The sequence below is a fragment of the uncultured Pseudacidovorax sp. genome (assembly GCF_913773995.1).
Taxonomy (GTDB): domain Bacteria; phylum Pseudomonadota; class Gammaproteobacteria; order Burkholderiales; family Burkholderiaceae_C; genus Xenophilus.
In genome coordinates, this window is the sequence record NZ_CAJYES010000032.1 from 1 (window position 1) to 12,683 (window position 12,683).

10 protein-coding genes are annotated in these 12,683 nt (G+C 70.9%); 9 read left to right on the forward strand and 1 reads right to left on the reverse strand.

All coding sequences use genetic code 11. The annotated features are described in order from the left end of the window. Positions 1–622: 622 nt before the first annotated feature. The 5 genes from QZ772_RS02870 (at position 623) to QZ772_RS02890 (ending at position 7,452) form a co-directional block, all read left to right on the forward strand. Complete coding sequence (locus QZ772_RS02870) at positions 623–2,530, forward strand: ATP-binding cassette domain-containing protein (RefSeq protein WP_295522837.1); 1,908 nt, start codon at positions 623–625, stop codon at positions 2,528–2,530. Between the two features lie 116 nt (positions 2,531–2,646). Continuing rightward, on the forward strand, positions 2,647–4,404 hold the full coding sequence (locus tag QZ772_RS02875; RefSeq protein WP_295522839.1) for a phosphatidylserine/phosphatidylglycerophosphate/cardiolipin synthase family protein: 1,758 nt from the start codon (positions 2,647–2,649) through the stop codon (positions 4,402–4,404). Between the two features lie 47 nt (positions 4,405–4,451). After that, positions 4,452–5,699: a serine hydrolase gene (locus tag QZ772_RS02880; RefSeq protein ID WP_295522841.1), complete on the forward strand. Its 1,248-nt coding sequence runs from the start codon at positions 4,452–4,454 to the stop codon at positions 5,697–5,699. Continuing rightward, positions 5,629–6,681 carry a serine hydrolase gene (locus QZ772_RS02885; RefSeq protein WP_295522843.1) on the forward strand — a complete coding sequence of 351 codons (1,053 nt, stop codon included), beginning with the start codon at positions 5,629–5,631 and terminating at the stop codon, positions 6,679–6,681. The genes QZ772_RS02880 and QZ772_RS02885 overlap by 71 nt, the downstream gene beginning before the upstream one ends. Positions 6,682–6,735: 54 nt before the next feature. After that, positions 6,736–7,452 (forward strand): MgtC/SapB family protein, encoded by a 717-nt coding sequence (locus QZ772_RS02890; protein WP_295522845.1) that lies wholly within the window; start codon positions 6,736–6,738, stop codon positions 7,450–7,452. Here QZ772_RS02890 and QZ772_RS02895 read toward each other — a convergent pair whose 3' ends face one another. Further along, positions 7,453–8,886, reverse strand: coding sequence for a PLP-dependent aminotransferase family protein (locus QZ772_RS02895; protein ID WP_295522848.1), 1,434 nt, complete (start codon positions 8,884–8,886; stop codon positions 7,453–7,455). 92 nt (positions 8,887–8,978) lie between these two features. Here QZ772_RS02895 and QZ772_RS02900 point away from each other — a divergent pair, with 92 nt between their 5' ends. The 4 genes from QZ772_RS02900 (at position 8,979) to QZ772_RS02915 (ending at position 12,612) form a co-directional block, all read left to right on the forward strand. Beyond that, positions 8,979–9,578 (forward strand): LysE family transporter, encoded by a 600-nt coding sequence (locus tag QZ772_RS02900; RefSeq protein ID WP_295522850.1) that lies wholly within the window; start codon positions 8,979–8,981, stop codon positions 9,576–9,578. 172 nt (positions 9,579–9,750) lie between these two features. Then, positions 9,751–10,689 (forward strand): DMT family transporter, encoded by a 939-nt coding sequence (locus QZ772_RS02905; protein ID WP_295522857.1) that lies wholly within the window; start codon positions 9,751–9,753, stop codon positions 10,687–10,689. A gap of 68 nt (positions 10,690–10,757) precedes the next feature. After that, entirely contained in the window at positions 10,758–11,972 is a 1,215-nt protein-coding gene (locus QZ772_RS02910) for a PLP-dependent aminotransferase family protein (RefSeq protein WP_295522852.1), read from the forward strand. Between the two features lie 22 nt (positions 11,973–11,994). After that, positions 11,995–12,612 carry a DJ-1/PfpI family protein gene (locus tag QZ772_RS02915; protein WP_295522855.1) on the forward strand — a complete coding sequence of 206 codons (618 nt, stop codon included), beginning with the start codon at positions 11,995–11,997 and terminating at the stop codon, positions 12,610–12,612. Positions 12,613–12,683 lie beyond the last annotated feature (71 nt).

Below are 12,683 nucleotides of genomic sequence, written 5' to 3' on the forward strand. Positions count from 1 at the left end.
TTCTCAAGAAGATTCGTCACACATTCGGACTCCTCGCCGAAACATCCGACTCCGTAAAGCAAAGAAGCTGTCAGCGAGCCTGCCAGTATAGGACGTAATCCGACTGGCACGCAAGCACGGTCTTACATAAGCGTGCTGACGCAGCCATCGTCGTTTGGTTGACTGCAAGGCACGCTGTCACAGAGCGCAAGGACTCGACGGTTGTGGCTCTCAGCTCGCGGGGGCTGGAGCGCGCAGCGTCATGGCCCCGTCCCAGTACAAGTGACAGTAAATAGTGGCTGGACACCGTCCTTTTCCCATCCACTGTTCCACGGGGTTGGGTGTCTGCGTGCGCCGGTTGCAGATACGGCGGCCCAGGCGGCCGTCTCTTGCACGCTATGGGTCCATCGAGCCCCCGCTGCCGTGGACCACCGCGTGCGACGCTCCATGTGGGCGCTGACGCCACGTCACCATGCTGACTTGTTTGGCCGAGCTGCCCCGCTCACTTGATAAGCAAGAAGGGAGAGCAGAACCGCGGACGAAGCATCAACGCCGTCCTCGCCTACTGCCAAAGGCCGCCGGTGAACCTGGTGAGCGCCTCTGCCGGGACGCGCCTCCTGCCCCGCTTCGATAATCCCGCCCAATGGCACTCATCACCTTATTGCACGCACAGCTGGCCTTCGGCCATGTGGCGCTTCTCGACCACGCCGACTTCTCGCTGCAAGCCCAGGAACGCGTCGGCCTGATCGGCCGCAATGGCGCGGGCAAGTCGTCCCTGCTCAAGATCCTCGGCGGCCTGGAGAAGACGGACGACGGCACGATGCAGGTGCAGCAGGGGCTGCGCGTGGCCTATGTGGCCCAGGAGCCAGTGCTCGACGCCGACCACAACGTGTTCGATTCCGTCAGCCATGGCCTCGCGGAGATCGTCTCGCTGCGCGCACGCTACCTGGCGGGCGGCGAGGGCGAGGACCTGGACACGCTGCAGTCCCAGATCGAGGCCCAATCGGGCTGGAACTGGGAGCAGCGCGTCGACGAGACCCTGCACCGCCTGAACCTGGCGCCAGATGCGCGCATCGGCGCGCTCTCCGGCGGCATGCGCAAGCGCGTCGCCCTGGCCCAGGCGCTGGTGGCTGCACCCGACGTGCTGCTGCTCGACGAGCCGACCAACCACCTGGACCTCGAAGCCATCGAGTGGCTCGAACAGCTGCTGCTCGCCTTCAAGGGCAGCGTGGTCACCATCACCCACGACCGCGCCTTCCTCGACGCCGTGGCCACGCGCATCGTCGAGCTGGACCGCGGCCAGTTGCGCAGCTACCCGGGCAACTTCGCGCGCTACCAGGTACAGAAGGAAGAGCAGCTCGCCCAGGAAGCCGTGATCAACGCCAAGGCCGACAAGCTTCTTGCGCAGGAAGAGGTGTGGATCCGCAAAGGCGTCGAAGCCCGCCGAACGCGCAGCCAGAGCCGCATCGGCCGACTGGAGACGCTGCGCAGCCGCCGTGCCAGCCGGCGCGAGGCGCTGGGGCGCGTCAAGATGGACGTGGCCAGCGGCCTGCCCAGCGGCAAGATCGTGGCAGAGCTCACCGACGTGACCAAGCGTTACGGCGAGCGCACCGTGGTGCGCGACTTCTCCGCCACCATCCTGCGCGGCGACAAGGTCGGGCTCATCGGCCCCAACGGCGCCGGCAAGACCACGCTGCTCAAGCTGATTCTGGGCGAGATCGCGCCCGACGCCGGCCGCGTGCGCCAAGGCGCCAATCTGGAGGTCGCCTATTTCGACCAGATGCGCGATGCGCTGGACCTGGACGCCACGCTGGAGGACTTCATCAGCCCCGGCAGCGAATGGATCGAGATCGGCAAACAGCGCAAGCACGTCAAGAGCTACCTGTCGGACTTCCTGTTCTCCCCGGCCCGCTCGCAGTCGCCTGTGCGCTCGCTCAGCGGCGGAGAGCGCAACCGGCTGCTGCTGGCCCGCCTGTTCGCACGGCCAGCCAATGTGCTGGTGCTGGACGAGCCGACCAACGACCTGGACATCGACACCCTCGAACTGCTCGAAGAGCTGCTGCAGGACTACGAAGGCACCGTCTTCCTGGTGAGCCATGACCGCGCCTTCCTCGACAACGTGGTGACGAGCACCATCGCGGCCGAGGGCGATGGGCTCTGGCGCGAGTACGAGGGCGGCGTCCAGGACTGGCTGATCCAGTCCCGGCGCGCCCGCGAGATCGCCGCCGCGGCCGCAGCGGCGTCGCCCACCGCTGCAGCCATTGCACCGGCCGCGCCCGCCACCACGGCAGTGCCTGCCGCGACGGCCACCGCCGCCGCAGGCCGCCGCAAGCTCAGTTACAAGGAGCAGCGAGAGCTCGACGCGCTGCCCGAGCGCATCGCCGCCCTGGAGACCGAGCAGAAGACGCTGCAGGCCGAACTCGAACGCGGCGGCGGTGCCATCTACGGCAGCGACCCTGGCCGCGCCGCGCAGCTGGCCCAACGCTTCGCGCAGATCGAGGAAGAACTGCTCGAAGCGCTGGAGCGCTGGGAAGTGCTGGAAGCCCGCTGAAGCCCTGACCCAGCGAGGACACGGCGCCCTCCGGCGCCCACAGCGCCCGCTTGTCCGACACGTCGGGCCGGCGCGCGCGGCTATACCGCGGGCTCCATGCCTGTGATCCCTGCTCAATGCCGACTCCCCTGACCCGCCGCGCCCGGTACCTCAGACGCGGGCTCGGCGCCGCATTGCTGGCCGGGGCTGCGCTGCTCGGCGCCACGGTCGGCGGCTGTGCCAGCCTGCCGGAGAACGTCCAGCGGCCGGTGTCGCATGCCCTGCCGCCGGCCGCCGACGGCGCGCTGGCGCCGTTCGCCCGGCAGGAGGGCAAAGACGCCAGCGCCCCCTCCGTTGCAGCGCCACGCACGCCTTCTGGCTTCCTGCTCATCGACGGGCCGCAGGCCGCTTATTCCAGCCGACTTGCCCTCGCCGAGCAGGCGCAGCGCAGTCTGGACCTTCAGTACTACGCCATCCATGCCGACGCCAGCACCGGCCGCCTGATGCGTGCCGTGCAGGACGCTGCCAGGCGCGGGGTGCGGGTGCGCATCCTGATCGACGACTTCCACAGCGCCGGGCGCAATGCGCTGGTGCTCGGGCTGGCGGATACACCTAACGTGCAGATCCGCCTGTTCAACCCGCTCGCTGGCGCGCGCGCCTCCTCCCTCGGCCGCATCCTGGTGTCGCTGGGCGACGTCGGCCGCATCCAGCAGCGCATGCACAACAAGCTCTTCATCGCCGACAACACCCTGGGCATCACGGGCGGCCGCAACCTGGGCGATGCGTATTTCGGCCTCGGTGAGGCCGGCAATTTCGTCGACCTGGACGTCCTGGCCGCCGGCCCGATCGTGCAGCAGATGTCCAAGAGTTTCGACCAGTACTGGAACGACGAGCGCGCCTATCCCGTCGAGTCGCTGGTTGACCGCAAGGAGATGGACCGCATCCGCGAGAAGGCCGCCGAAAGCGGGCGCTCGGGCGCCGGCGGGGGCGCGCAAGGCACGCCCTCCCCGCCCGACGGAGAGCCGCGCCCGGATGCGCAAAGCGCCGCCGCCTTCGGCGACAGCAAGGCTGCCCAGCGCCCGGGCTGGGACGAGCAGCCCATGGACCTGAAGGCCGTGAAGTTCGTCTGGGCGCCCTCGCTCCTGCTGGTCGACCGGCCCGGCAAGATCCCCGCCGACGAGCAGGCCAAGGAAGGACCCTCGCCCGCCAAGCCCGATGCGCCGCGCGGCGAGATGCCGGCCGGCGAGACGGTGGTCGAGGGCGTGCTGCCCCTCATCGCCCAGGCGAAGCAGGACCTGGTCATCGTCTCGCCCTACTTCGTGCCGGGCGACGAGCTCCGCAACGCCTTCGCCCAGGCCCGCCAGCGGGGCGTGCGCATCCGCGTGCTGACCAACTCGCTCGCGTCCAACGACGCGCCGGTGGCCCATGTCGGCTATGCGCGCCACCGCACCGACCTGCTGGACATGGGCGTGGAGCTGTACGAGATGCGTGCCGACCAGGCCGGTCTGCGCCAGGCATTGGGCACGGGCAGCGGCGTGACGGGCGGCATGGGTGAATCCAAGGCCATGCTGCATTCCAAGTTCATCGTGCGCGACGGCCGACTGCTGGCCATCGGCTCGATGAACCTCGACCTGCGATCGCAGAAGCAGAACACCGAGATCGCGCTGGTGATACGCAGCCCCGAGCTTTCCGCCGAGGCCACGTCCATCGTCGAGAAGAGCCTCCAGGAAGGCGCCTGGAAGGTGGAGCGCGATTCCTCCGCGGGTGGCGCGCTCGTCTGGCGAGCGCCGGCCGGCAGCGGCCTGCAGGATGCCCACACCGAGCCCGACACCAGCGCCAGCCTGCGCGCCCTGCTGTGGCTGATCGGCCCCTTCGCGCCCGACTCGATGCTGTGAGCCACCGCCAGGGCCCACACCCGTTCCTCGCGCCACCCGACGACCCGATGCGACCTTCCGTGCTCCAACGCCTGTGCCGCCTCGTGCGCCCGCCCGGCGCCCCGGCCTTCCTTTTCTCGCTGTGCGCTGCCGCGACGGCGCAGGTGCAGCCGCTCGCGCCCCCGCCGGTCACGGTACCTGGTATCCCCACCCATGTGGTGCCGGTGCAGCCGGTCCTGCCGCCCGCGTCCACGACGAGCGCGGATTGGCGGGCCCGCATGGCCAGCGCCATGCAGCAGATCGATGGTGCGCCGCAGGCCGGCGTGGGTGTGTACGTGCTGGACCTGGCCAGCGGCCAGTCTTTCGGCCACCGGGCGGAGGAGCGCTGGTACCTCGCCTCCATGGTCAAGGTGCCCGTCGCCATCGCCGTGCTGCAGGCGGTCGAGCGTGGGGATATCTCGCTGGACACCACCGTCACCCTGCGGGCGGGCGACCGGGTGGACGGTGCCGGCGCCACGCTGCGCCAGCCGCTGGGCGCATCGCTCAGCGTCCGCTGGCTGCTGGGCCAGATGATCATCTACAGCGACAACACGGCCACCGACATGCTGATCGACCTGGTCGGGCTGCAGGCCGTGAACGGCGTGGCGCAGACGCTGGCGCCGCGCGGCATCGCGCGCATCACCCCGCTGGCCGAGGTGCGGCGCCAGGTCTATGGGCAGCTCACGCCCGCCGCCAGCCACCTGTCGGGCAACGACCTGCTGACCCTTCACCGCGCCGGCAGCGACGCGGCGCGGCGCCGCCAGCTCGCCGAACTGCTGGCCCTGCCACCCGGCCAGCTCAAGGCCGGTTCACTCGACGCGGCCTATGACGCCTACTACGCCGAAGGCCTCAACAGCGGCCGGCTGGATGCCTATGCCCAGATCCTCGTCGCCCTGGCCGAAGGTCGCGCGCTGAGTGCCGAGGCCACGCAGACGCTGCTCAAGCTGATGGAAGACGTGGCCACCGGCCCGCAGCGCTTGCGTGCCGGACTGCCGCCGCAGGCGCGCTTCGCCCACAAGACCGGCACCCAGCGCCGCCGCATCTGCGACGCCGGCCTGGTGCGCATGCCTGGCTCCGACGCCGGGCACCCGGTGGTGCTGGTGGCCTGCGTGCGCGACGCGCCCAGCCTCGGCCGCGCCGAACACCTGCTGGCCCAGACCGCCGCCGCCCTGTGCCGATCCGGATTGCTCACGCAAGGAACCCCCGATGCGCCCACCTGCCCTGCTTTCATGCCTGACGATCGCCACGGCGCTGCTGCTGCCGGCCTGGCGCGCTGAGGCCGCCGAAGACGGCGCCTGGTCGCAGCGCCTGGCCGAGCGCATCGCGCGGATCGACCAGCAGACGCCCGGGCGGCTGGGCGTGTACGTCAAGCGCCTGTCGGACGGCAGCGAGATGAACCATGGCGCCGACCAGCGCTGGTACCTGGCTTCCATGGCCAAGGTGCCGGTCGCTCTGGCCGTGCTGCGTCAGGTGCAGGACGGTCGCCGCACGCTGGACGACGAACTGGCGGTGGAAGATGGCGACCGCATCGACGTGGGCAACATCGTCTGGAACGAGACCGGCACCCGCTACAGCCTGCGCACGCTGATCGAACGCATGCTGCTGGAAAGCGACAACACCGCCGCCAACATGCTGATCCGCGCGGTGACCGTGCAGACGCTCAACGACGGCACGCGCCAGGCCATGGGCACGCCCAATGTCACGCTCACCACCTTCGCGCAGGTGCGGCGCGATGTGTACGCCGAGGTCCATCCCAAGGCGCGCGACCTGGACAACCGCACGCTGGTGCGCATCGCCTCGGCCCGCAACGGGCCGGCGCGTGTGGAGGCCATCCGCCGCGCCGCCGACGTCAAGCGCACCGACCTCGCCACCCCCAGCATGGACGAGGCCTACGACCGCTACTACCGCCGCGACCTGAACACCACCACGCTGATCGCCTACGGCGCCATGCTGGAGCGGCTGGTGCGCGGCCAGGTGCTTCCTGAAGGACCGCCGCGCGCGCTGCTCTACAAGGCGATGAAGCACGACATCTACACCGGCTACCGGCTGCAGGCTGGGCTGCCGCGCGACCATGCCTTCATCCACAAGACCGGCACCCAGCACCGCCGGGCCTGCCATGCCGGCGTGCTCGACCCGGACGACCTGCAGAAGGCGCTGGTGATCGTGGCCTGCACGGCCGACCTGGACGAACAGAAGCAGGCCGGGCCGGTGCTGGAATCGGTGGGCCGGGCGATCCGGCAGGTGGCGCTCGGCGGCTGAGCGTCGCCGTCACAGGGATGGTGGATGATGCGCGCCCACGCGCCGCGTCATCCCATGCAAGCCATCCAGAACTTCAACCTTCCTTCGCTGCTCGACACGCTCGTGAGCATCGGCTCGGCCTTTCTGCTGGGCGGCATGATCGGGCTGGAGCGGCAGATCCGCCAGCGCACGGCCGGACTGCGCACCAACACGCTGGTGGCCGTCGGCGCGGCGGTGTTCGTGGACATGGCCAACCGGCTGCATGGCAGCGACGGCGCGGTGCATGTGGTCGCCTATGTGGTTTCGGGCATCGGCTTCCTGGGCGCTGGCGCGATCATGAAGGAAGGCGCCAACATCAGCGGGCTCAACACGGCTGCCACGCTGTGGGGCTCGGCGGCGGTGGGGGCCTGCGCGGGTGCCGACCTGCTGGGCGAGGCCATCGTCGCGGCGCTGTTCGTGCTGGCCAGCAACACGCTGCTGCGGCCGGTGGTCAACCGCATCAACCGTCAGCCGGTGGTGGAGGAGATCACCGAGGCCGCGTATTCGGTCTACGTGATCTGCGCGCGCCCAGTGCAGGCGCAGATGCGCGAGGAACTGGTCGAGCGTCTGGCCGCCGCCAGCTACCCGGTGCGCGAGATCGACCAGCATCCCTTCGGCCAGGGCGATGCGGAGATCGAGGCGGTGCTCTATGCGACGGCGGTGGAGGCGGATGCGCTGGACCGGGTCACGCAGGGCCTCTCGGCCCTCCCGGGCGTGCACCAAGCCTTCTGGAGCGCCAGCGCCGAGGACTGATCAGCGCATCGCGTCGCGCGTGCGGCCGAAGGCCTTCCAGAAGCTGGCGTCCTGCGCGGTGGCGAAGTTGATGCGCATCAGCGTGGTGGGCTGGCGCCGCGCATGGAAGAGCGAGCCGGGCGCCAGCAGGTAACCCTGGTCCAGCATGCGCTGGGTGAGCGTGTCGGTGTCCACGCCCGTGTCCAGCCAGCCGAACAGGCCCGCCGGCTCCGAGGCCAGCGTGCAGCCGTGGGCCAACGCCAGCTTGACGGCGCGGCCGCGGGCGCCGTCCAGGCGCAGACGGATGCGCTCGACGTGGCGGCGCAGCTGGCCCTGGTCTATGCACCAGGCCAGCGCCCGCTCGAACAGGGCCGGCGTGGTCAGCGTGGCCAGCAGCTTGGTCTCCAGCAGCCGCTCCACCAGCGGCGGCGCGGCCGCCAGGAAGCCGATGCGCCAGTTGGGCGCCAGCACCTTGGCGAAGCCGCTCACATAGATCACGCGCTGCAGGCCGTCGAGCACGGCCAGCCGGGTCGCGTGCTCGGGCGCGAGGTGGCCGTAGGTGTCGTCCTCGACGATGTGGAAGTCGTGCTGCGCCGCCAGTTGCAGCACGCGGTGCGCGCTGCCGGGCGACAGGCAGTGGCCGGTGGGGTTGTGCAGCACGCTGACGCTGACGAAGAGCTTGGGCGCATGGGCCTCGCAGTAGCGCTGCATCACGGCCAGATCGGGCCCGTCGGCGCGGCGCGGCACCGGCAGCACGCGCATCCCCAGAGCTTCGAGCCGCGCGAACTCGACCGCCCAGCCGGGCTCCTCGACCATCACCGGATCGCCGGCGCGCAGCAGGGTGCGGCTGACGATGTCCAGCGCATGGGTGGCGCCCACGGTGCTGACGATCTGCGCCGGCGTCACGGGCAGCTGAAGGCCGGCCAGCTTCTGGGCCAGGCTGGTGCGCAGCGTGGCGTCGCCGGCCGGGTCGCCGTACTGCAGCGAGAACTCGCGCAGCGCGGCCGGCGCGGTGACGCGGCGCACGGCGGCAGGCATGAAGCTGCTTTCCAGCCAGTCGGGCGGCAGCACGCCCATGCCGGGCTGGGGCTTGTCGCTCTGGCGGTGGAACATGCCGCGGATCAGCGTGCTGGCGTCGGCCGGGGCAGTCGGCGCGGCGGCCAACACGGTGGCGACGGGCGCGACGAGCACCGCGCGAGCCCCGGGCTCGGCGCGGTCGGCCGCCTCGGCCTGCCGCACGAAGAAGCCGCGCTGACGGCGGGCCTCCACCAGACCCTGGGCCAGCAGCTGGTCATAGGCGGCGACCACGGTGTGCGGGCTCACGCTGTGCTGGCGTGCGCACTCGCGTACCGACGGCAACCGCGCGCCGGGCGCCAGCAGGCGGTTGCGGATGCGCTCGGCAAACAGCGCGGCCAGCTGCTCGGTGAGGGTCTGGCTGTGGGTGCGGGTGAGCATGTGTGCTGGTGCGCCCACCAATACAGATGGGCCTGATTGTTCGCGAAACTGTATTGCTTCTGTACTGGCGTCAAAGTGTAGAGTGGCCCTCCATGACCTGGCAAGAATTCACCGCGCTGCTGGTGCTGGCCTCGGCGATGAGCTTTTCGCCCGGCCCCAACACCACGCTCTCGACCACGCTGGCCGCCAATGGCGGCCTGCCGCGGGCGATGCGCTTCGTCTGCGCGGTGCCGGTGGGCTGGAGCCTGCTGCTGTTGCTGACGGCGGCCGGCCTGGGTGCGCTGGTGACCGCCGCACCCGCGGTGCGCGTGGCCGTCAAGGCCGCGGGCATCGCCTATCTGCTGTGGATGGCCTGGCGCCTGTGGGGCGCGGACCGGATGGCACAGGCCTCGGCCGCGCAGTTGCAGGTGGGCTTCTGGCAGGGCGTGGGCCTGCAGTTCGTCAACATCAAGGCCTGGTTGCTGGCCCTGGCCATCGTGGCCGGCTGGGTGAGCGGGCAGGCGCAACCGATGGTGCGCACCGGCATCGTGACGGGCGTGATGATCCTCTTCGCGCTCGCGAGCAATCTGGCCTACGCGGCCGCCGGCGCCCTGCTGCGCGGCTGGCTGGCGCAGGGGCGGCGGCTCTTGATGTTCAACCGGGCGATGGCGCTGCTGCTGGTGCTGACGGCGGGATGGATGGTGAAGGCATGAGGACCAGGATGCGGACGAGCATGTGCGAATCCCTTGCCCCATCCGTTCGTCCTGAGCTTGTCGAAGGACGGAGCGGCGCGCAGGAGATCGCGCCCCGGCTTCGACAGGCTCAGCCCGAACGGCCGGTGGGGGCATCCCAGTGAGCAAGCCGCCGCATTCCGTGTCCGACCAAATGGCGCCCCGCTCCGAACGCCACGCCCGCGACCAGCGCCTGGGCCTCTGGCTCGGCATCCTGGGCGTCGCCGTGTTCGGCATCACGCTGCCGGCCACCCGCCTGGCCACCGGCACGGCCGAGGCGCCGCAGCTCTCGCCCTGGTTCGTGACCCTGGGCCGCGCGGCGCTGGCGGGGCTGCTGTCGGCGGTCTTCCTGCGGGTCACCCGCTCGCCGCTGCCGCAGCGCCACCACTGGCGACCGCTGGCGTTCGCCACTCTGGGCAATGCCCTGGGCTATCCGCTGCTGCTGGCGCTGGCCCTGCGCACGGTCACGGCCGGGCATGCGGCGGTGGTCACGGCCCTGCTGCCGCTGGTGACGGCCGTGATCGCCGCGCTGGTACTGCGCCAGCGGGCGCACTGGGGCTTCTGGCTGTGCGCGGTGGCCGGCAGCGCGCTGGTGATCGTGTTCTCGCTGCTGCGCGCCTCGCCGCAGGGCGGCTTCGGCCTGGACCCGGCCGACCTGCTGCTGGTGGGCGGCGTGGTGGCCGCCTCGGCCGGCTACATCTATGGCGCGCAGGTCACGCCCGCGCTGGGTGCGGAACGCGTGATCTGCTGGGTCTGCGTGCTGGCGCTGCCGGTGACGCTGCCCGCCACCTTCGTGCTGTGGCCCACCGCGCCGGTGGCGCCGGTCGCCTGGGGCGGTCTGGTGTACCTGGGCGTGTTCTCGATGTGGGCCGGCTTCTTCGCCTGGTACCGTGGCCTGGCGCTGGGTGGCGCGCTGCGCGTCAGCCAGGCGCAGTTGCTGCAGCCCTTCTTTTCCATCCTGGCGGCGGTGCCCATCCTGGGCGAGCGCATCGACGCCATGACGCTGGGCTTCGCCCTCGCCGTGGTGGCGACGGTGCTGCTCGGCAAGAAGCTCGCCCAGCCGCCCGTCGCCGCGCGCGCGGTCGCCGACTGACCCCTCTGCAAGACGCTGCCCCGGCCCACCGAGGCCCGACCCCACAACGACCCGACAAGGAGCCCACCATGACCCACTGGAAACTCGCCGCCCGCGCCGAGAAGATGAACCCCTCCGCCATCCGCGAGATCCTCAAGGTGACGGAGCGGCCCAACGTGATCAGCCTGGCGGGTGGCCTGCCCTCGCCCAAGACCTTTCCGGTCACGGAATTCGCGGCCGCCTGCGCCGAGGTGCTGGCCACCGACGGCCAGGGCGCCCTGCAGTACGCCGCGAGCGAGGGCTATGCGCCCTTGCGCCAGGCCGTGGCCGACATGCTGCCCTGGGACGTGGATGCCGACCAGGTGCTGATCACCACCGGCTCGCAGCAGGGCCTGGACCTGATCGCCAAGGTGCTGATCGACCCGCAAGCCAAGGTGCTGGTGGAGACGCCCACCTACCTCGGCGCGCTGCAGGCCTTCAGCCCCATGGAGCCCGAGGCCGTGAGCGTGGCCAGCGATGCCGAAGGCGTGCTGCCCGAGGACCTGAGCGCCAAGGCCGCCGGTGCGCGCTTCATCTACCTGCTGCCCAACTTCCAGAACCCCACTGGCCGCACCATGAGCGAGGCGCGCCGCGCCGCCGTCTCGGCCGCCGCCCAGGCCGCGGGCCTGCCGATCGTCGAGGACAACCCCTACGGCGAGCTGTGGTTCGACGAGGCGCCGCCGCTGCCGCTGACGGCGCGCAACCCCGAGGGCTGCATCTACCTTGGCTCCTTCTCCAAGGTGCTGGCGCCGGGCCTGCGGCTGGGCTTCCTGGTGGCGCCCAAGGCGCTGTACCCCAAGCTGCTGCAGGCCAAGCAGGCGGTGGACCTGCACACGCCCATCTTCACGCAGCGCATGGTGAGCACGGTGATGCAGGGCGGCTTCCTGGAGCGGCATGTGCCGAAGATCCGCGCGCTCTACAAGGCGCAGCGCGACGCGATGGTGGGCGCGCTGCAACGCGAGATGAAGGGCCTGGACGTCGAGTTCAACGTGCCCAAGGGCGGCATGTTCCTGTGGCTGCGCATGCCCGAGGGCATCGACGCGACGGCGCTGCTGGCCCAGGCCGTGGAGCGCAACGTGGCCTTCGTCCCCGGCTCGCCCTTCTATGCCGGCGAGCCCGATCCGCGCACGCTGCGCCTGTCCTTCGTGACCGCCACCGAGCAGCAGATCGCCACCGCCATCGCCGCCCTGGCCGAGACGGTGCGCGAGGCACTGGCCCACCGCGCCGCGGCGCAGGTTCAGCAGCAACTGGCCGCCGCCCACTGACGCCGTCGCCGAGGCCAGAACCATGCACATCGCCATCCTCACCTTCGACGGCTTCAACGAGCTCGACTCGCTGATCGCCCTGGGCGTGCTCAACCGCATCAAGCGGCCCGGCTGGCGCGTCACGCTGGCCGCGCCCACGGCACGCGTCACGTCGATGAACGGCGTCACGCTCGACGCTACCGTCACGCTGGAAGAGGCCGCCCAGGCCGACGCCGTGCTGGTGGGCAGCGGCATGCGCACGCGCGAGGTGGTGGCCGATGCGGCACTGATGGCGCAACTGCGCCTCGACCCGGCGCGCCAGCTCATCGGGGCGCAGTGCTCCGGCACGCTGGTGCTGGCGCGCCTGGGCCTGCTGGGCACGGTGCCCGCCTGCACCGACCTCACGACCAAGCCCTGGGTGCAGGAGGCCGGCGTGCGCGTGCTCGACCAGCCCTTCTTTGCCGACGGCAACGTGGCGACGGCCGGCGGCTGCCTGGCCTCGCCCTACCTGGCCGCCTGGCTCATCGCGCGCAGCGAAGGCATCGCCGCGGCCCGCGATGCGCTGCACTACGTCGCGCCCGTCGGCGAAAAGGAGGACTACGTGGCCCGCGCGATGGCGGCCGTCGCGCCTTACCTGCCGGCGGCTGCGACGCCCGCCTGATCGACGGACGCGCACCCATGATCGCCGCCACCACCCTGGGCCTCTTCCTGCTGGCCGTGCTCGCACTGCTG

Bases quoted from the DNA above. Each gene is read 5' to 3' on its own strand.
- QZ772_RS02870 (WP_295522837.1), top strand. From the start codon at position 623: ATGGCACTCATCACCTTATTGCACGCACAGCTGGCCTTCGGCCATGTG.
- QZ772_RS02875 (WP_295522839.1), top strand. From the start codon at position 2,647: ATGCCGACTCCCCTGACCCGCCGCGCCCGGTACCTCAGACGCGGGCTC.
- QZ772_RS02880 (WP_295522841.1), top strand. From the start codon at position 4,452: ATGCGACCTTCCGTGCTCCAACGCCTGTGCCGCCTCGTGCGCCCGCCC.
- QZ772_RS02885 (WP_295522843.1), top strand. From the start codon at position 5,629: ATGCGCCCACCTGCCCTGCTTTCATGCCTGACGATCGCCACGGCGCTG.
- QZ772_RS02890 (WP_295522845.1), top strand. From the start codon at position 6,736: ATGCAAGCCATCCAGAACTTCAACCTTCCTTCGCTGCTCGACACGCTC.
- QZ772_RS02895 (WP_295522848.1), bottom strand. From the start codon at position 8,886: ATGCTCACCCGCACCCACAGCCAGACCCTCACCGAGCAGCTGGCCGCG.
- QZ772_RS02900 (WP_295522850.1), top strand. From the start codon at position 8,979: ATGACCTGGCAAGAATTCACCGCGCTGCTGGTGCTGGCCTCGGCGATG.
- QZ772_RS02905 (WP_295522857.1), top strand. From the start codon at position 9,751: ATGGCGCCCCGCTCCGAACGCCACGCCCGCGACCAGCGCCTGGGCCTC.
- QZ772_RS02910 (WP_295522852.1), top strand. From the start codon at position 10,758: ATGACCCACTGGAAACTCGCCGCCCGCGCCGAGAAGATGAACCCCTCC.
- QZ772_RS02915 (WP_295522855.1), top strand. From the start codon at position 11,995: ATGCACATCGCCATCCTCACCTTCGACGGCTTCAACGAGCTCGACTCG.